General features: G+C 75.0%; 15 protein-coding genes. 4 read left to right on the top strand and 11 right to left on the bottom strand.

Annotation, left to right across the window (positions count from 1 at the left end; genetic code table 11):
• Nucleotides 1-401 (top strand): ABC transporter ATP-binding protein (locus tag LO771_RS25710; protein WP_230746932.1); only part of this gene is annotated, 401 nt, incomplete at its 5' end.
• Nucleotides 402-738: 337 nt separating this feature from the next.
• Here the strand turns inward: LO771_RS25710 and LO771_RS25705 are convergent.
• The 8 genes from LO771_RS25705 to LO771_RS25670 form a co-directional block, all read right to left on the bottom strand.
• Nucleotides 739-2,451 carry an ABC transporter family substrate-binding protein gene (locus tag LO771_RS25705; RefSeq protein ID WP_230746931.1) on the bottom strand — a complete coding sequence of 571 codons (1,713 nt, stop codon included), beginning with the start codon at nt 2,449-2,451 and terminating at the stop codon, nt 739-741.
• Nucleotides 2,452-2,532: 81 nt separating this feature from the next.
• Nucleotides 2,533-4,641 (bottom strand): dipeptide ABC transporter ATP-binding protein, encoded by a 2,109-nt coding sequence (locus LO771_RS25700; RefSeq protein WP_374228244.1) that lies wholly within the window; start codon nt 4,639-4,641, stop codon nt 2,533-2,535.
• 68 nt (nt 4,642-4,709) lie between these two features.
• The gene (locus LO771_RS25695) at nt 4,710-5,753 is read right to left on the bottom strand and encodes an ABC transporter permease (protein WP_230746930.1); all 1,044 of its coding nucleotides are present in this window, start codon (nt 5,751-5,753) and stop codon (nt 4,710-4,712) included.
• A 49-nt stretch (nt 5,754-5,802) separates the two neighbouring features.
• Complete coding sequence (locus tag LO771_RS25690) at nt 5,803-6,783, bottom strand: ABC transporter permease (protein ID WP_230746928.1); 981 nt, start codon at nt 6,781-6,783, stop codon at nt 5,803-5,805.
• A gap of 709 nt (nt 6,784-7,492) precedes the next feature.
• Nucleotides 7,493-9,814 carry a peptidoglycan binding domain-containing protein gene (locus LO771_RS25685; RefSeq protein ID WP_230746927.1) on the bottom strand — a complete coding sequence of 774 codons (2,322 nt, stop codon included), beginning with the start codon at nt 9,812-9,814 and terminating at the stop codon, nt 7,493-7,495.
• 416 nt (nt 9,815-10,230) lie between these two features.
• Nucleotides 10,231-10,734: a DUF6113 family protein gene (locus LO771_RS25680; protein ID WP_230746926.1), complete on the bottom strand. Its 504-nt coding sequence runs from the start codon at nt 10,732-10,734 to the stop codon at nt 10,231-10,233.
• Complete coding sequence (mshB, locus tag LO771_RS25675) at nt 10,731-11,726, bottom strand: N-acetyl-1-D-myo-inositol-2-amino-2-deoxy-alpha-D-glucopyranoside deacetylase (RefSeq protein ID WP_255744840.1); 996 nt, start codon at nt 11,724-11,726, stop codon at nt 10,731-10,733. Before mshB ends, LO771_RS25680 begins: the two co-directional genes overlap by 4 nt.
• Nucleotides 11,727-11,799: 73 nt before the next feature.
• Nucleotides 11,800-11,994 carry a DUF2304 family protein gene (locus LO771_RS25670; protein ID WP_230746924.1) on the bottom strand — a complete coding sequence of 65 codons (195 nt, stop codon included), beginning with the start codon at nt 11,992-11,994 and terminating at the stop codon, nt 11,800-11,802.
• Between the two features lie 331 nt (nt 11,995-12,325).
• Here LO771_RS25670 and LO771_RS25665 point away from each other — a divergent pair, with 331 nt between their 5' ends.
• Nucleotides 12,326-14,455, top strand: a complete 2,130-nt coding sequence (locus LO771_RS25665) for a S9 family peptidase (RefSeq protein ID WP_230746922.1) — start codon at nt 12,326-12,328, stop codon at nt 14,453-14,455.
• A 139-nt stretch (nt 14,456-14,594) separates the two neighbouring features.
• Here the strand turns inward: LO771_RS25665 and LO771_RS25660 are convergent, their stop codons facing one another.
• From LO771_RS25660 to LO771_RS25650, 3 genes are all read right to left on the bottom strand, one after another.
• Entirely contained in the window at nt 14,595-14,795 is a 201-nt protein-coding gene (locus LO771_RS25660) for a hypothetical protein (protein ID WP_230746920.1), read from the bottom strand.
• A 207-nt stretch (nt 14,796-15,002) separates the two neighbouring features.
• Nucleotides 15,003-15,848, bottom strand: coding sequence for a transglutaminase-like domain-containing protein (locus LO771_RS25655; protein ID WP_230746919.1), 846 nt, complete (start codon nt 15,846-15,848; stop codon nt 15,003-15,005).
• Between the two features lie 129 nt (nt 15,849-15,977).
• The gene (locus LO771_RS25650; RefSeq protein WP_230746917.1) at nt 15,978-16,991 is read right to left on the bottom strand and encodes a GNAT family N-acetyltransferase; all 1,014 of its coding nucleotides are present in this window, start codon (nt 16,989-16,991) and stop codon (nt 15,978-15,980) included.
• Between the two features lie 112 nt (nt 16,992-17,103).
• Between LO771_RS25650 and fdxA the strand changes: the two genes are divergently transcribed.
• Complete coding sequence (gene fdxA, locus LO771_RS25645) at nt 17,104-17,424, top strand: ferredoxin (RefSeq protein ID WP_230746915.1); 321 nt, start codon at nt 17,104-17,106, stop codon at nt 17,422-17,424.
• 20 nt (nt 17,425-17,444) lie between these two features.
• Nucleotides 17,445-18,593 (top strand): succinyldiaminopimelate transaminase, encoded by a 1,149-nt coding sequence (dapC, locus tag LO771_RS25640; protein WP_308189003.1) that lies wholly within the window; start codon nt 17,445-17,447, stop codon nt 18,591-18,593.
• Nucleotides 18,594-19,236 lie beyond the last annotated feature (643 nt).

Below are 19,236 nucleotides of genomic sequence, written 5' to 3'. Positions count from 1 at the left end.
TCGACCTGTCGTACATGTTCATCGCGCACGACCTGTCGATCGTGCGGCACATCTCGGACCGGGTGGGGGTGATGTACCTGGGGAAGATGGTCGAGATCGGCACGGACACCCAGATCTACGACCACCCCACGCACCCGTACACGCAGGCGCTGCTCTCGGCGGTGCCGGTGCCGGATCCGGAGGCGCGTGAGGGGCGGGAGCGGATCATCCTGCAGGGGGATGTGCCCTCGCCGGCGAACCCGCCGTCGGGCTGCCGGTTCCGCACGCGCTGCTGGAAGGCGCAGGAGCGGTGTGCGACCGAGGTGCCGCTGCTGGCGGCGCCGTCGTGGCTGAAGGGCGAGGCGGCGCACGACTCGGCGTGCCACTTCGCCGAGGAGAAGGACGTGGTGCACGCCGCCTGACCGCGGCGTGCCACGGCGTGCCGGCTCCGGCTCGCAGCGGCCCGGCCGCGCCCGCCCCCCGTCGAGGGGGCGGGCGCGGCCGGGCCGTTTGCGCGGGCGTCACCCGCACGGCCCCGCACGCCCTCCCGACCCACCGCCCCCCGGACCGGAACGGAAGACGGTACGGTCCGACAGCCGGACAGCCGGACAGCCGGACAGCCGGACAGCCGGACAGCCGGACAGCCGGACAGCCGGACAGCCGGACAGCCGGACAGCCGGACAGCCGGACAGCCGGACAGCCGGAAGGCCCGGACCGCGGGTGCGGTCCGGGCCTCCCTCATGCGGCCTGGCGGCTGTGTCAGCCGGTGAAGCCGATGTTCTGGTACACGACCTCCTGCTGGTTCTGCGGCGAACCCAGGTTGGCCAGGGTCTTCTTGGCGCCGAAGATGGCCGGGCGCTGGTACAGCGGGAAGACGGTGACGCCCTGCCAGATCAGCTTGTCGGCCGCGTTGGTGTCCGCGATCGCCTGCGCCGGGTCGAGGTCGCTGACGCTCTTCGCCATGGCGGCGTCGATCGCCGGGTTGGCGTACCAGGCGAAGTTCTGGAAGTTGTTGTCACCCTTGGGGCTCTGGTAGATCGACTTGTTCGACGACACCGGCCAGGCGTTGCCCAGCCAGGAGAAGGCGGTGATGTCGAACTTGCCGGGCTGCACGTACTTGTCGAAGAAGTCGTCCGACGGCACGGCCTTGATGTCGAGCTTCACGCCGACCTGCTGGAGCATCTTCTGCGCCAGCTTGCCCTCGTTCTCCGAGACGGCGGTGCCGTCGGGGTAGACGAAGCTGACCTCGAGGGTCTTGCCGTCCTTCTGGCGGTACTGGCCGTTCATCTTCCAGCCGGCCGAGTCCAGGGTGGCCTTCGCGGCGGCCGGGTCGTACTTGCCGACGTCGCCGGAGTTGTCCTGGTAGCCCTTCTGGCCGTTGACGAAGAAGTGGTTGTTGAGCATCAGCGGCGGCCAGTTCAGACCCTGGAGGTCGGACTTGGCGATGGCCTCGCGGTTGATGGCCTGGGCGATGCCCTTGCGGACGCCGACGTCACCGAGCACCGGGCTCTTGGTGTTGAAGGTGAAGTGGCGGAACTGCGGGCCGGCGGCCTCGCGGATCTCGCCGTCGGTGCGGCCCTGGGCCTGCTTGAAGCCGGCCGCGCTGGGGCCGATGTTGACGAAGTCGATCTCGCCGTTCGCGTAGGCGCCGGGGGCGGCGTCCGTGGTCAGCGCACGGAAGATGATCTTGTCGAGGATGGCCGGCTCGGCCCACCAGTCGGGGTTGCGGACGACCGTGACCGTCTTGGTGGTCGCGTTCATCGACTGCAGCTTGAACGGGCCCGCGGTCATCGGGATCTTGTTCAGGTAGCCCTTGTTGAACGCGTCCGCGGTGGCGGTGTACTTCGCCGGGTACAGCGGGGCGAAGAGGCCGGTCCAGTCGCCGAAGTTCTTCTTGAAGGTCACCACGGCCTGCTGGTCGCTGGTGCCCTTGACGACGCTCTCGATGTCCTCGTAGCCGGTGGTGCTGCCGACCTGGAACTTGGCGTCCTTGCCGCTGAGGGCGTTCGCCTCGGAGGCGAGGTCCTTCCAGGTGATCGGGGAGCCGTCGGACCACTTGGCCTTCGGGTTGATGTCGTACGTCACGACCTGCTTGCCGTCCTTGGTGGACTGCTGCACGTCGCTGAAGAACTCCTTGGCGACGTAAGGCGTGCTCTTCTCGTCCACGTGGAACGGGACCGGGAGCAGGGCCTCCATCACGGCGTCGGTGGAGTACTCCGCGCCGTTGATCTGGAGGTAGTTCCACTGCTCGGAGTACTGGTCGATCGCCCAGGTGAGGGTGCCGCCCTTCTTGAGCTTCTCCCGCGGCACGGTGTTGTTGTCACTGGTGGTGATCTTCACCGCGTTCTCGGCGGACTTGCTGGCCGCAGGGTCGGCCTTCTTGTCGCCGCCGCCGCTGCCGCAGGCCGTCAGGCTCAGGGAGGCGACAGCGACGGACGCCACCAGGGCGAGCGGGATTCTGGAGTGCTTCACAGGGTTTCTCCCAGGGGGAACGGGTTTTCCGGGTCGAGCACGGTGCCGGCGGCACCTGGATCTGGGGTGATGCCGCAGCGGTCAGACCACCTGCAGCGCCGCCGCGTGGTGACAGGCGGCGGAGTGGTCCGCGGCGAGGGAGTGCAGCATCGGGTCCTCGTCCCGGCACTGCTGGGCCTTCGCCTCGTCCAGCTGGGCGAACTTCGGGCAGCGGTTGCGGAAGCGGCAGCCGCTGGGCACGTCGGCGGGGCTCGGCAGGTCGCCGGTGAGCAGGATCCGCCTCCGCTCCCGCTCCTTGTGCGGGTCCGGCAGCGGAACGGCCGACAGGAGCGCCTGGGTGTAGGGGTGGGACGGCGCCTCGAAGACCTTGTGCGTCTCGCCGACCTCGACGATCCGGCCCAGGTACATCACCGCGACGCGGTCGGCGGTGTGGCGCACCACCGACAGGTCGTGGGCGACGAACAGGTAGCTCAGGCCCAGCCGCGCCTTGAGGTCGTTCAGCAGGTTGAGCACGCCGGCCTGGATGGAGACGTCGAGCGCGGAGACCGGCTCGTCCAGGATCACCAGCTTCGGCTCCAGGGCCAGGGCGCGGGCGATGCTGATGCGCTGGCGCTGGCCGCCGGAGAACTCCTGCGGGTACCGGTCGGCGTGGTCGGGCTTGAGGCCGACCAGTTCGAGCAGCTCGGGGATGCGGGCGGCGATCCGGTCCTTCGACCAGCCGTGCGTCTCCAGCGGCTCGGCCAGGATGTCGCCCACGGGCATGCGGGCGTCCAGGGAGGCCATCGGGTCCTGGAAGACGACCTGCACGTCGCGGCGGAGCGCCTTGCGGTCGGCCCGCTTCAGGTGCCGGGTGTCCTTGCCGAGCACGCTGATGGTGCCGCCCTGCCCGGTGGGCAGGTCCAGGATCTCCAGCAGCGTGGTGGTCTTGCCGCAGCCCGACTCGCCCACCAGGCCCAGCGTCTCGCCCTCGCGGATCTCCAGGCTGATGCCGTCGACGGCGCGGACGGTGCCGACCCGGCGCTTGAAGACCGCGCCCTTCATCAGGGGGAAGTGCTTGACGAGGTCGTCGACCTCCAGGACGGCGGCGCGCTCGGCACGCGGCAGCCGCTCCTGCGGGCCCGCCTCCGGCAGCTCCGGGACCGGGTAGATCTCCTCGGGGACCAGGCCGCCCTCCCGGCCCAGCTCGTAGCCGCGGATGCAGGCCACGGGGTGGTCCACGCCCTCCGGCGCGACGAGCGAGGGCTCGACCTCCAGGCAGCGGTCGATCGTGATCGGGCAGCGGGCGGCGAAGGGGCAGCCCGGCGGCAGCTCCACCATCGACGGCGGGGTGCCCTCGATGGGGATCAGCGGGCCGCCGTCGTTGTCGAGGCGGGGGATCGAGCCGAGCAGGCCGATCGTGTACGGCATCCGGGGCGTGTAGTACACCTGGTCGACCGTGCCGGTCTCGACCGGCTTGCCCGCGTACATCACCATGACGCGGTCGGCGAAGCCGGCGATGACCCCCAGGTCGTGGGTGATCATGACGATCGCGGCGCCGGTGACGTCCTGGGCCTTCTTCAGCACGTCGAGCACCTGGGCCTGGATGGTGACGTCCAGGGCGGTGGTGGGCTCGTCCGCGATGATGACCTTGGGGTCGTTGGCGATGGCCATCGCGATCATGGCGCGCTGGCGCATGCCGCCGGAGAACTCGTGCGGGAAGGCGTCGACCCGGCGGTTGGGGTCGGGGATGCCGACCACGTCCAGCAGCTCGATCGCCCGCTTGCGGGCGGCCTCCTTCGACAGGTCCTGGTGGATCTGCAGGGCCTCGACGATCTGCGTGCCGATGGAGTACACGGGGGTCAGGGCGGACAGCGGGTCCTGGAAGACCATGCCGATCTCCCGGCCGCGGATCCGGGACATCTCCCGGTCGCCGAGGCCCAGGATGTCGCGGCCGCCCAGCCGGATCGCGCCGCGCACCGAGGCGCTCTCCGGCAGCAGGCCGAGGACGGCCATCGAGCTCACGGACTTGCCCGAGCCCGACTCGCCCACGATGCCGAGCACCTCGCCCGGCCGCACGGAGTACGACACCCCGCGGACCGCCTGCACCTCGCCGGCCTCGCTCGGGAAGGTGACGTGGAGGTCCTCCACCTCCAGCACGGGGGCGGTCGCCGCTGCCGGCGCCCGACCCGGCTCGGGACGGGTCTCGATCACGCGGGTGGTCCTTCCTGCTTGCTCCGGCCCGGGGCCGGCGGGGCTGCTGCTGTCCTGCGGCTCGCTGGTCACTTCGACCCCAGCACGTCTGCCTCGGAGGTCTGCGGGGAGGCGGCGGCCCGGGCGGCCGCGGCCTTGCGGCGGGCCTTCCCGGGCTTCGCCTTGGCGCCGGCCGCGTTCGGGTCGAGCGCGTCGCGCAGTCCGTCGCCGATGAAGGCGATGGCGAGGCCGACCAGGACCAGGCAGCCGGCCGGGAACCAGAACAGCCACTGGTAGGTGGTGGCGGACGTGGTGCCCGCGGCGATGACGGTGCCCAGCGAGACGTCGGGGGCCTGGATGCCGAAGCCGAAGTAGGAGAGGCCGCTCTCACCGATGATCGCGACGCTGACCTGGATGGTGGCGTCGATGATCAGCAGGGAGGCCATGTTGGGCAGGATGTGCCGGGCGATGATCTTCCACGTGGGGACGCCCAGGTACTTGGCCGCCTTGACGAACTCGCGGTCCTTCAGCGTCTGGGTCATGCTCCTGATGACCCGCGCGGTGATCATCCAGCTGAACGCGGCCAGCAGGACCACGAAGATCAGCCAGGTGGCGCCCTGGAAGACCGGGGACAGCACGGCGATGATCAGGAAGCTCGGCATCACCAGCAGCAGGTCGACGACCCACATGATGACCCGGTCCACCCAGCCGCCGAAGTAGCCGGCGGAGGCGCCGGCCACGGCCGCGAGCGCCGTCACGATCAGGCCCACCAGGAGGCCGATCACCAGCGACTTCTGCAGGCCGCGGCAGGTCTGCGCGAACAGGTCGGCACCGGACTGGTCCGTGCCGAACCAGTGGTCGCCCGACGGCGGCTGGAGGAACGCGTCGAAGTCGAGGTCCTCGTAGCTCCACTTGTCCAGCAGCGGGCCGACCCAGGCCAGCAGGAAGAGGAGGACGAGCAGGCCGATCCCGACCAGCGCGAGCCGGTTGCGCGCGAACCGGCGCAGGGTGAGGCGCAGGCGGCCGGAGCGGCCGGGTGCGACGGGGGCGGTGACCTGGGAGGACAGGGGGGCACCCACCGCGACGGCGGGGGCCTCCTCCGGCTCGAGGGCCGGTTGCTGCTGAAGACTCATGGCGCGAACTCCTGGGGGCGGCGGACTGGTGGTGCGGTGCGGGCGGTGCTCAGCTGACGCGGACGCGGGGGTCGAGTGCCGCGTAGATGACGTCGGAGAGCAGTCCCGCCACCAGGACGACGACGGCCGTGAAGAGGCTGACGGCGGCGACGGAGTTGGTGTCGTTGGTGTTGATGGAGTCCACCAGCCACTCGCCCATGCCGTGCCAGTTGAAGATCTTCTCGGTGAAGGTGGCGCCGGTGAAGAGCAGCACCACGTTGTAGACGAGCAGGGGGACGATCGGCAGCACCGCAGTGCGCAGGCCGTGCTTGATCAGGGCGGTGCGCCGCCGCAGGCCCTTCGCCCGCGCGGTCCGCAGGAAGTCGCTCCCCAGGACGTCGAGCATGGTGTTGCGCTGGTACCGGCTGTAGGTGGCCATCTGCACCAGGACGAGGGTCAGGGTGGGGAGGATCAGGTGGTTGAACCGGCTGAGCAGCTGCGCCCAGAAGCCGTTGACGTCCGGGTCGTACTCGCCCGTGTACTGCAGCACGGTGCTGCCGGCGGCGTGGTTGAAGTTGACCGCGAGCAGCTCCAGCGAGATCGCGATCACGAAGATCGGCATCGCCAGGACGAAGAACGACCCCAGCGTGGTGAACCGGTCGAAGAACCGGTACTGCCTGATCGCGCCCCAGGCGCCCAGGAAGACGCCGCCGAGGGAGCCGAGGAGGGTGGAGATGAGCAGCAGGCGGACGCTGACGCCGACCCGCCGGCCGAAGTCGTCGTTGACCGAGCCGCCCTTGACGTTCTTGCCCAGGTTGCCGGTGGCCACGTCGGCCGCCCAGTGCCCGAAGCGCTCGAAGACGGGGGTGTGCGGGTCGAGGTTGTACTCCTGCAGGGTCTTCGAGATGACCGCCTCCGGCGGTCTGGGGTTCTTCGACTCGAAGTTCGAGCGGGGGTTCAGGCTCAGGGCGGCCAGAAAATAGGCGAGACAGGATGCCACGATGACGAGCACCATGTAGTTGGCCAACCTGCGCAGCAGGAAGCGACCCACGCTCTTACCCTTCCCTACGGTCCGGTGCTCTGCCGCGCACGCTGCGGCCCCGCGCGGGTCGCGTACGAGTGGCGCGGCCGACGACGACGTATGACATGAGCATGCGCCACGGGTGATGACCGGACGTCGAACTGCCGCTGGTGAACGGCTTCGGGCCATATCCTTGCCGCGGCGTGACGGCGTTGTCGACAAGCAGCCGATCAAAGATTGGTAACGCTCGGCGCTTTTAGGGGCCGCCGCTCTTTGGTTCCCGGAAGCCCGGTGCGGGGGAAGCGCACTATTCCCCCGCAGCGCCTCCGCCGATCATCCTGTTCGATAATCGGACGTCATTTCCACGACTGTCCGCTGAGCGGTGACGGTGGCTCACAAGCCTTTTCCGGACCCGCCGTACGGCGGGGTGGGGGCTGTGGTTATGCCGCTTTTGGGATCTATGGAGCGAGTGCGCGGTTCGGGAGGTATGGCCGACCGGTGGGTGCCCTCCCCGCGGTTTGCGGGCGGTCCGCTAATCGCTTCGGCGGGGATTCCGGGGGCGGTGGCCAATACTCGCCACAGACGCCAACCCGCCACCATTCCGGGGCCGGTTTACACGCCGTTGACAAAACCCGGGCGGCGGACGCGCCGAAGGCCGGGCCCGGAGCGTCCGGGCCCGGCCTTCGCCGTGCGGGGCGGCGTCCGGCCGGCGTGCCGCCGACCGGTGGACGCCCGGGGGTCAGCCGGCGGTCACGGGCAGGACGACGGTGCGCCCGGCGCCGGTCTTGTCCAGGGCCGAGGAGATGGCGTCCGCGACGTCCTTGACGGTCACCGGTCCGACGGTGGAGCCGTGCTTCATCTGCAGGCCCGTGAAGGCGCCCTTGATGCGCGACTCCAGGACGGGCAGGTCGAACACCGGGACCACCCTGCCGCTCGCGTCGGGGGCGAGCCGCAGGGAGCGGGCGAACGTGGCGGGTCCGAACGGGACGCCCACCTGGTCGGCCTGGCCGCGCCGGACCCGGACGAAACCGCCCTGCACGACCTGCCGGCCCAGGCCCGCCGCGGCCGCCCGGAGGTCGGCGAGGGAGGCCTTCGGCCGCGCGTCGGTGACCTGCAGCTCGATCGGGGCGGACGTCCGTCCCTGCGCCCGGGCCTCGTAGGCCCGCCGGACCGCTGCGGCGGCCGAGTCGACGTCGACGCTCTTGCCCGCCTTCGGCGGCACGACCACCGGCCTGCCGGAGGCGAACGACACGTACCCCTCCTTCGGGCCCTGGCCCGCCCGGCCCGCGAGCTGCTGCAGGGCGGCGCGGAGCTTGGGCAGGTCGATCCTGACCTCCGGCGCCACGGCCTTGGTGGCGCCGGTCAGCGAGCCGACGACGTCCACCGGGTTGTAGCTGTGCCGGGTGAGCCCGTCCACCGTGGCGGTGGTGTCGAAGTACAGCCCCGCCGTGGCCGGGTCCAGGGACACCTGCCGCCCGCCGATGCTGATCGGGACAGGCTGCCGGCCGATCCTCGCGACCGTGGAGTCCAGGGTGTGCACGGCCGCGTCACGGCTGCTGCCGCCGATGTCGGTGCCGAGCACGGTGGTGCCCTTGGGCACGTCGGCCTGGTTGAGCATCAGGCCCGCGCCGTAGGCGGCGCCGGCCGCGCAGACCAGGGCGCCCACCGCGTAGACCAGGAGCTTCTTCGCGCGACCGGGACGGCGCGGTGCGGGGGCGTCGTCCGCCGCCCCGCCGTCGGCCGGGCCGGCCTCGGGCACGGGCACCGTGACCGGGGCGGGCCGGGACGCGCCCGCGGGACCGGGGCGGAAGTCCTCCTCGCGGAAGCCCGGGCCGAAGGGGTCCGCGGACGGCGCGGCCGGACCGCCGGCGAAGGGGTCGGCCGGGTGGCCCGCCGGGCCGCCGGCGAACGGGTCGGCTGCGGCCGGGAAGGCGGCGGTGTTCTCCTCCGGGCGCCCGCCGGCGACCGGGGGGAAGCCGCCGACGGCGGTGTCCCCCAGGGCGGCGTCCCCCGGTGCGGTGTTCCGCGGACGGGTGTCCCGGCCCGGCCCGGCCGGGCCGGGCCCGAAGGGGTCGTCCCCGCGGTCGGGCCGGAAGCCGTCGCCGGGAGCGCCGCCGGGGGCGCCGCCCGCGGGGCGGCTGCGGACGCCGAGGCCGGGCGGGAACGGTCCGGCCGCGGGCCGCGGTGCGGGGCCGTCCGGGAAGGCGTCGCCACCGGACCCCTGCTGGGGCGGCGGGGCGAAGGGCGACGCGGGCGCGCCGCCGGGCCGGGGGCCGCCGGGGCCCCGCCGGGGCGGGGTGCCCTCCGGGGCGGTGCCGCGGCCGGGCTCGGCCTGGCCGGGGCGTCCGGTGGTGCGCGGGGGCGCGAACGACTCGTCGGGCGCCGGAGCGGACGGCGGGGGGACGGGCGCGCCCGCGCTCCGACCGCCGTTCTGGGCCGACCCGTTCGGGGCGCTCCCGTTCGGGGTGCCCCGGGGCGGCGTGCTCGAGGGCGGCGTGCTCGCGGGCGGGCCGTCCGCCCCGGGCCCGGACTTCCGGCGCGGCCGGAACCACTCGCCGGTGGCGTCGGGCGAGGCGGGCGCCTCCCCGCTCCCGGGGGTCTGCCACTCGGGCGGCAGGTCCGGCGGGGTGGAGGTGCGGTTCTCGGGGTCCATCACACCGAGCACCGGCGAGGCGGGCGCACCCGCCCGGCGCCGGGGCGCCGTGTCCTTCCCGTCGCCGGGGGCCGGCTGCTCGGCCGCCTCCCCGTCCTTCACGGGGCTGCGCACCACCACCGGCGGGATCGGCCGGGACCCGGGGATGTTGATGCGGATGCGCGTGGTGAGCGTGGTCTCGGTGCGGGGGCCGTCCTCGGCGGCGGGCTCCTCGGCGCCGCCCGCCGGGCCGGGCCCCCCGGTGCCGAAGCCGCCGTCCCGCAGGCCGTTGCCGCCGAAGCCGCCCGGCGCGCGGCCGTCGGCGCCGGTGACCTGCGGCACGCCGTACGGGGGCGTGCCCGACGGATAGGCGTCCCCGCCCTTGCGGCGGGGGCTCGGGGACGCGTTGTCAGTTTCGCGGCTGCTCAATGCTGCTCCGGGTTCGCCTCTGTCGCCCGCCGGGGGCTCCAGTCGCGGATGGTGGATCGACCTCCGTGCGGCGCACCGCACACAGGATCTGGTTGGCCGGCGCCGGCCCGCGGACCGGCCCCGCGGGGCACGGCCGGTGCCTCCCGGCGTGCGTACCGCTGTCGGGAGTCTAGGGTCCTGCGGGCGACCCGCCGTTCGGGGGGCCGCCGCACCACCATACTGGGAACGCCGTGGTGGCGGTCCGGTTCCGATAGAACCCCGTTGGTCCGAATCGCGGCGTATGCACCTCCCTGTCCGGGCTGCTGACGCACCGTCGTCCGGTCGTCGTCCGGAGGGCCGGCTCCCGGCGGACACCACCGATGACGTGTCCCGGCGGCGGACGGTTCAGGGAGGACCGCCCCGACGGGCCGGACGGCTCAGCGACCGCCCGCGCGCCCGGCCCCGGAGCCCGGTTCGTACAGCGGGCGGGTCGGCAGGGTGGCGCAGATCACGCCCCCCACCGCCCCCGCGAAGAGGTAGACGTACGACCCGATGCCGCTGGCGAGGACGAAGTCGCCCTCCGGCCGCGGGCTCATCAGCACCATCAGCGCGAGGAACCAGCCGGCCAGCGGGGCGCCCGCCCCGAGCTTCGTGGTGGTCAGCCGCAGCCCGCCGTAGAAGAGGCCCAGGGTCGCCGCCAGCGCCAGCAGCAGGCCGCCGGGGAACCAGAGCGACTGGGTGAAGGAGCCGGCCAGCGCGGTCACCGCCCCCGCCACCGTCAGGGCCGCGTAGGCGGCGGCCCGCGCGGCGCGCGGCGGGGGCGCCTCCGACAGCCGCTCGGCGCGCGAGCCGAGCACGGCGGCGACCCCCGACGGCCGGGGGCGCGGCGGTACCGGCAGCGGCCTGCCCGGGCGCGGGTCCTCCGGCATGGCCGGGCTCACCGGGTCTCCCCGGCGCGGGCGGGGGCGGCGCCCCGGCCGCTGTCCGGACCCGTGTCCAGGCCGGCGAAGAGGTCGTCCTCCCAGCCGTCGGCGACGCCGGGCACGCCGTGCACCAGCCGGTAGTACTCCACCGCCGGCATCGGCTGGCCCAAGTCGTTGGAGAGCGCGAAGAAGGGGCCGTCCACGGCGATCTGGGTGGCGTGCGCCGCCATGGCGGCGGCCTTCCGCGCCGCGTGCGCGGAGCCGTCCACCGCGGCGGTCACCAGGGCGTCGTCCACCACGCCGGGGACGTCGTCGGCGCTCGCGACCCCGGGGAAGGGGCTCTCCTTCCCCGCGGCGCGCAGCGCGGCGAAGCCGGCCTCCAGCACCGAGCGGGGCATGCAGTTCCAGTAGACCTTGGGGACCGCCCAGGCCGGGCCGAGGTCCGGCCGGAACGCCGGGTCGGCGGCCAGCGCGTGGGCGCGCATGGCGACCCGGTGCGCCTGGATGTGGTCGGGGTGCCCGTAGCCGCCGTCCTCGTCGTACGTGACGAGCACCTGCGGCCGCACCTCGCGCACCACGGCGACCAGGTGGGCGGCGGCCTCGTCCACGTCGGCGCGCCAGAAGCAGCCGGGGCGGTCGTTGCTCGGCACGCCCATCATCCCGGAGTCCCGGTAGCGGCCCGGGCCGCCGAGGAAGCGGTGGTCGGTGACGCCGAGCTCCTTCATGGCGGCGGCCAGCTCGCCGGTCCGGTGCGCGCCGAGGGTGTCGTCGCGGTCGGCGGCCAGGTGGGCGAGCTCCGGCGGGATGACCTCGCCCTCCTCGCCGAGCGTGCAGGTCACCAGGGTGACCAGGGCGCCCTCCGCGGCGTACCGGGCCATGGTGGCGCCGTTGCCGATCGACTCGTCGTCGGGGTGGGCGTGGACCAGCAGCAGCCGGCGGGGCGGGAGGTCGTCCACGCCCGCACCGGCGGCGTCTTCGGTCGGGTCCGGCTGGTGCGGCAGGTCGCTCATGGGATCAGGGTAAGGGCGGCCCGCCGGGGCGGTGGACCGGTGGGTCCGTGCCGGGGCGCGGGGCCGGCTCAGGTCACAGCTTCAGTCCGTTGATCATGCCGGCCACGTTGCTGGTGACCTGCTGGATCGACGGGGCGATGGAACTGGACGCGAGGTAGAAGCCGAGCAGGGTGCACGCCAGTGCATGCCAGAACTTCAGGCCGGAGCGGCGGATCAGCAGTACCACGATGACCAGCAGCAGGATGGCTGCGGAGACCGTCAGGGCCATGGCGGTTCAACACCTCTCAGCGCGCCGCCGCCGGGGCGGCGGTCGGGACGGGCGGGACGGCGGGGACGGGTGCGACTGCGCGGCGGAGGCGGGACCCCGCCGCACCGGCTGGGGCCAACCGGCTATCCCTTCATACCCGATCGGTGAGCCCGCCATTACTTTCCGTCAGCCCGCATATGCCGGTGCACAGATGCACCGGCGGGGCGCACGCACCCCGGAACCCCGGTGCCCGGCGGGCTCCGGGCCCCTCCGGCGCCGGCCGCCGGTACGACAGGACGACGGGCGCCCGTACTCCCTCCGGGTGGGGGCGCGGCGGCATAGGGTCACCCGTATGACCAAGGAGACCTCCTTCCCCCGCCAGTACTCGCGGACGCTGCGCTACACCCTCGGCGCACCGCGCTCCTTCACGGTCTCGCCGGACGGTGCGCGGGTCGCGTTCCTGCGCTCCCGCTCCGGCACCGACCGGGCGAACCTGCTGTGGGTGCTGGACACCGCCACCGGCCGCGAGCGCGCCGCGGCCGACCCGGCGGAGCTGCTGGGCGGCGGCGAGGAGGACCTCTCCCCGGCCGAGCGGGCCCGCCGCGAGCGCACCCGCGAGGGGTCCGCCGGGATCGTCGGCTACGCCGTGGACGCCGACGCCGCGCTGGCCGCCTTCGCCCTCTCCGGGCGGCTCTTCACCGCGCCGCTGGCGCACGGCGCCGGGGAGGCCGGGGGCGGCGGCGCCCGCGAGATCCTGGTCACCGGCCCCGTCCTCGACCCCCGCCCGTCCCCCGACGGCCGCCACATCGCCTACGCCACCACCCGCGGCGACCTCCGCGTGGTCACCTCCGACGGGGAGACCGACCGGGCCCTCGCCGAGCCCGACGCCGACGGGGTGACCTGGGGTCAGGCCGAGTTCGTCGCCCAGGAGGAGATGGACCGCGGCCGCGGCTTCTGGTGGGCGCCCGAGGGTGGCCGGCTGCTCGCGGCCCGCGTCGACGACACCCCCGTGCAGCGCTGGTGGATCGCCGACCCCGCCCACCCGGCCGCCGCGCCCGCCGAGGTCGCCTACCCGGCGGCCGGCACCCCCAACGCCGAGGTGTCCCTCGCCGTCCTCGGCCTCGACGGCTCCCGCACCGACGTCACCTGGGACCGCGCCCGGTACCCCTACCTCGCCCGCGTCCACTGGTCGGCCGGCGGCCCGCCGCTCCTCCTCGTCCAGGCCCGCGACCAGCGCAGCCAGCTCGTGCTCGCCCTCGACCCGGACACCGGCGCCACCCGCACCCTCCACGTCGACGAGGACCCGGTCTGGCTCGACCTCTTCCCCGGCGTGCCCGCCTGGACCCCCGACGGCCGCCTGGTGCGGATCGCCGACGAGGGCGGCGCCCGCGTCCTCGCCGTCGGCGACCGGGTGCTCACCGGCGCCGCCCTGCACGTCCGGGCGGTCCTCGACGTCGGCCCCGACGACGTGCTCGTCGCCGCCTCGGCCGGCGAGGGGGCCGCGGACCCCGAACTCGGCGAGGTGCACGTGCTGCGGGTCGGCCCCGCGGGCGCCGTCCGCGTCTCCGGTCGGCCCGGGTACCACTCCGCGGTCCGCTCCGGGGACGTGACCGTGCTCTCCTCCGCCGCCCTGGACCGCCCCGGCAGCCGCGTCCGGGTGCTGCGCGGCGCCGAGCCGGTGGCCGAGATCGCCTCGTACGCCGAGACCCCGGTCATCGGCACCGGCGTGCGGCTGGTCGCGGCGGGCAAGCGGCGCATCCCCTGCGCGGTGCTGCTGCCCGACGGGTACGACCGCGACCGGGACGGGCTGCTGCCGGTCCTGATGGACCCCTACGGCGGCCCGCACGGCCAGCGCGTCGTCGCCGCCCGCAACGCCCACCTCACCTCGCAGTGGTTCGCGGACCAGGGCTTCGCCGTCGTCGTCGCCGACGGCCGCGGCACGCCCGGCCACAGCCCCGCCTGGGAGAAGGCCATCGCCTTCGACATGGCCGGCGTGACCCTGGACGACCAGGTGGAGGCGGTGCAGGCGCTCGCCGAGGAGTTCCCGCTGGACCTCGGCCGGGTCGCGATCCGCGGCTGGTCCTACGGCGGCTACCTCGCGGCCCTCGCCGTGCTGCGCCGCCCCGACGTCTTCCACGCCGCCGTGGCCGGAGCCCCCGTCACCGACTGGCGGCTGTACGACACCCACTACACCGAGCGCTACCTCGGCCACCCCGACGAGCGGCCCGAGGTGTACGACGCGCACGCGCTGGCCGCCGACGCGGCGGAGCTGAGCCGCCCGCTGATGCTCGTCCACGGCCTGGCCGACGACAACGTGGTGGCCGCGCACACCCTGCGGTTCTCCTCCGCGCTGCTGGAGGCGGGCCGCCCGCACACCGTGCTGCCGCTGTCGGGCGTCACCCACATGACGCCGCAGGAGCAGGTGGCCGAGAACCTGCTGCTGCTCCAGGTGGACTTCCTGCGCAGGTCGCTGGGCCTCTGAGGCCCCGCGGCCCGCGGCCCGCGCCGTGCGGGGCGCCCGGCCCGGCCGCCCCGCGCGGCCGGGCCGGACGCCCGGAGCGCGGGGCACGGCGGGGCACGGCGGGGCACGGCGGGGCGGGGGCCGGGTGCCCGGCCGGGCCTCAGGCGGCGGGCGGGTCCTCGCGGCCCGGCGGCCGGCCGGGGCCCGGCGCCCCCGGGCCGGACGGCCCCGGGCCCTCCCGCAGCGTGCGCTCGCGCTCCGCGGGCCCGCCCCCCAGCCGGGAGCCGACGACGGCCCAGACGACCCCGAGCAGCAGGGAGGCGGCGACCGCGGCCAGGACGATCACGAGCAGGAGGCGCATCTCTCTCCGCGGGTTTTCCGGGGGCGTTCGTCGGGGCCCGGTTCACGAGTGCACAAAGGGGGGATTCCCTGCCCGCGCGTCCCGAACCCGCCGAAGCGTACGGCGCGCGGGGCACGGCCGGGCCGCCCGGCGCGCCGGTCCCGTACCGTCCGCGGCCCCCGGGACCCCGGCCGTGCGGGGACCGGCCGGCGCCGGCGGGCGCCCCGGTCAGTTGAGGCGGTGCCGTGCGGCCTTCGCCTCCAGCCGGACGCGGGCGGCGGACTCCGGGTCGAAGGCGTCCAGGATCCCCGCGTAGGACTCCATCTCCGCCGCGCCGCCGAGGAAGTCCCCGGTGCGGACCAGGAGTTCGGCGCGCTCCAGGCGCAGCTGGGCCGGGTGCCGCGGCAGCAGCAGCGACAGCTCGGTGGCCCACAGCTGGGTGCGCGCGTGCTCCGGGCGGGACGCCGCCCAGGTGCGGATGTTGCCCAGCACCCGCAGCACGGTGTCGAGCGGCTGCGCCGGCGTGAGCATGTCCTCCGTCAGCGGCCCGCCGGTGGCCGCCGCGACGAGGTCCGAGGCGTCCTCCGGGGAGAGCCGGCGCCCGCCGCGGAACGGGTCGGCGAGCACGGGCCCGCCCTCCTCCGGGCCGCCGACCGCCACCACGAAGTGCCCCGGCAGCGCGACGCCGTGGACGGGCAGCCCGGCCCGCGCGCCGACGGCCGACCACACCAGGGAGAGCATGATCGGCAGTCCGCGGCGGCGCTCCAGCACCGCCGGCAGCAGCGAGGACTCCAGCCGGTTGTAGTCCGACGGCCGCCCGTGGAACCGCTCGCGGCCCGCCAGCACCGCCGCGAGCAGCGCCGCCACCGCCTCCGCGCCGCGGGGCCGGCGCTCGGCGACGGCCCGGCGCACCGCGGCGGCCAGGCGGTCCAGGGCGGCGCCGGCGGCGGCGACCGCCTCGTCCGGGTCGGCCTGCGGGTCCGCCTCCACGGCGGCGAGCAGGCAGAGCAGCACGGGGTCCGGGCACTCCGCCCTGGCCTCGGCGCTGAACCGCGCCCGGCTCTCTTCGCTCACGACTGGTACGGCCCGTTCGCGTCGGTCTGGTCTGTTCCGTCTGTCCGGCCTGCCCGGCCTGCCCGGCCTGCCCGGCCTGCCCGGCCTGCCCGGCCAGCCGCGTCGGGCCCGGCCGGCCCGACCCGGGCGTCAGCCCTGCGGCAGCCGGCAGTAGTGGTAAGTGTGGCCGGTGGTGAAGCCCAGCCGGTCGTACAGGGCCACCGCGCCGTCGTTCTCCGCCTCCACCTGGAGGTACGCGCCGGTGGCGCCCTCCTCGGCGGCGCGCGCCGCGAGCGCCGCCATGACCCGGGTGGCCAGCCCCTCGCGGCGCCTCCCCGGCACCACCTCGACGGCCGAGAAGCCCGCCCACGCGCCGTCGACCACGCACCGGCCGATCGCGTCGGGCCCGGAGCCGTCCGCCGAGGGCAGCGAGGCGAACCAGACCGAGGGGCCGCCGTGCAGCACTGCCTGCGCGGCCCGCTCCAGGGCGGCGTCGCCGCCCACGCGCCGGTAGCGCGACAGCCAGCCGCCGGAAGCCCGCCGGGCGAGGCGCACCCCGTCGTCCGCCGCGGCGAGCCGGGCGAGCGGCGCCAGCGGGGCCGTGCGGAAGAGCGTGGGCGCCTCCTCGGCGCCGAGCCGCGCCAGCTCCTCGCGGAGCCCCTCCGGCGAGCCGGGCACGGTCACCTCGACCTGGGCGGGCAGCCCGCGGGCGGCGTACCAGGCGCGCACGGCCGCCAGGGCGTCCGGCAGCGGCACGCCGGGATCGCCCAGGGCCTGCGCCGAGTTGGCCCGCCGGGTGAAGCCGCCGGCGGCGCGCAGCGTCCACGCGCCGAGCCGCTCCGTCTCGGCCGCGGGCCAGCCGCGGGCGGCGAGGCGCTGCAGCTCCACCGGCCCGGCCTCGGGCGCGGGGGCCCGCCGGGCGGGCGCGGGCGGCACCGGCTTGCCCGCGACGAGCAGGTGCTCCGGGACGGCGGTCTCCCTGCCGTCCCGGCCGACCACGACCAGCGTCCCGGCGTCCCACGATGCGAGCACGCCCAGCGTGTCGCCGAAGACCGGACGGTCCCCCGAGACGTCCAGGACCCGCCGCACCGAGACGCGTCGTCCCACGTCGGAAGGGGTGAGCCGGACCCCGGCGCGCCCCTGCGGCGGATCTCCGTGCGCCATCCCGGCCACCTCCCGTGCATCCAGTGTCGTAGACCCGCGATACTAGGGGCGGGCATCGACGACGACGCGCTCCCCCGCGCGAGAGCCAGCCCCTACGAGGAGGAACGACAGCGTGACCTACGTCATCGCGCAGCCTTGTGTCGACGTCAAGGACAAGGCTTGCATCGAGGAGTGCCCGGTCGACTGCATCTACGAGGGGCAGCGGTCCCTCTACATCCACCCGGACGAGTGCGTCGACTGCGGTGCCTGTGAGCCGGTGTGCCCGGTCGAGGCGATCTTCTACGAGGACGACACCCCGGAGGAGTGGAAGGACTACTACAAGGCGAACGTCGAGTTCTTCGACGACCTCGGCTCGCCCGGTGGCGCCTCCAAGCTCGGGCTGATCGAGCGCGACCACCCCTTCATCGCCGCCCTGCCCCCGCAGCAGGCCTGACGATCGGTGGCACCGACGCTGTGAGCACCAACGACAGCACGCACGCGCCGCTCCCGACCGGCTCGGGAGCGGCGCGCCGCGTCTCCGGGCTCCTCCCGGTCTTCCCCTGGGACCGGCTGGAGCCGTACAAGGCGACCGCCGCCGCGCACCCCGGCGGCATCGTCGACCTCTCGGTCGGCACCCCCGTGGACCCGGTCCCGGAGCTGATCCGCAAGGCGCTGGCCGAGGCCTCGGACGCGCCCGGCTACCCCACCGTCTGGGGCACCCCCGAACTGCGGGAGGCGATCGCCGGCTGGCTGCGCCGCCGCCTGGGCGCCACCGGCGCCGACCCGTCGGGGGTCCTGCCCACGATCGGGTCCAAGGAGCTGGTGGCCTGGCTGCCGACGCAGCTCGGCCTCGGCCCCGGCGACCGGGTGGCCCTGCCGCGACTGGCCTACCCCACGTACGAGGTGGGCGCCCGGCTGGCGGGCGCCGAGCCGGTGGTCTACGACGACCCGTGGGAGCTGGACCCGGCCGGGCTGCGGCTGCTCTGGCTCAACTCGCCGTCCAACCCCACCGGCCGCGTCCTCGGGACGGACGAGCTGCGCCGCACCGTCGCCTGGGCCCGCGAGCACGGCGTGCTCCTGGTCAGCGACGAGTGCTATCTGGAGCTGGGTTGGGAGGCCGACCCGGTCTCGGTGCTGCACCCGGACGTCTGCGGGGACGGCCACGACGGCCTGCTGGCGGTCCACTCGCTCTCCAAGCGGTCCAACCTGGCGGGCTACCGGGCGTCCTTCGTCGCGGGCGACCGCGCGGTGGTGCACGAGCTGCTGCAGGTCCGCAAGCACGGCGGCATGATCGTGCCGGCGCCGGTGCAGGCGGCGACGGTGGCCGCGCTGGAGGACGACGCGCACGTGGCGGAGCAGCGGGAGCGGTACGCCCGCCGCCGCAGCGCGCTGCGCGAGGCGCTGGAGGCGTACGGCTTCCGGATCGAGCACTCGGAGGCCAGCCTCTACCTGTGGGCGACCCGGGACGAGCCGTGCTGGGACACCGTGGCGGAGCTGGCGGGCCTCGGCATCCTGGTCGCGCCTGGCGACTTCTACGGCGAGGCGGGCGAGCGGTTCGTGCGGGTGGCGTTCACCGCCGTCGACGAGCGGGTGGACGCCGCGGTCCGGCGGCTCGGCGCCTGACGGCCCGACACCTGGCGGCCGGACGGCCGGCGGCCCACCGGCGGCCGGAGGCCGTGCGCCACGGACGGGCGGGGCCGGGGAGTGTGCAGCTCCCCGGCCCCGCCCGTCCGTGCGGACGCACCCGGGTGCGTCAGAGCGGCAGGCCCTGGATGGGGGAGCCGCCGCCCTGCAGGCCCTGGGTGCCCTGGCTCGCGGCGCCGCCGATGCCGCTGATCAGCGAGGTCAGCGAGTCCAGGCCGCCGAGGCCGCCGGAGGACGAGCCGAGGTCCGGCAGGCCGCCGAGGCGGTGGTGGGCGCCGCCGCCCGCCATCTGGTCCAGGCCGCCGAGCGGGAGGCCGCCGGTGAGCTGGCCGGTGGGCAGGCCGCCGCCGGTGAGGGCGCCGAGCGGGCTGCCGCCGCTCACCGGGCTGACGGCGCGGTTGGCAGCGCCGGAGGCCATGTCGCCGGTGGTGCCCGCGGTGGCGCCGGCCTGCTCCGCGGTGGAGCCGACGAGCCTGTTGAGCTCGGGGATCGCGGCACCGGCGGTGGCGCCGAGCGTGTCGGCCGCGGTCGGGACGCCGGAGGCCACCGCGTGGCCGCCCGCGGATCCGGCCTGGCGGCCGGCCTGGTGCGCGACGTCCTGCACCTGGTGGGCGAGGCCGTC

The organism is Streptacidiphilus sp. ASG 303, from assembly GCF_020991365.1.
GTDB lineage: Bacteria > Actinomycetota > Actinomycetes > Streptomycetales > Streptomycetaceae > Peterkaempfera.
This window is presented reverse-complemented; position numbering and strand designations above follow the sequence as displayed.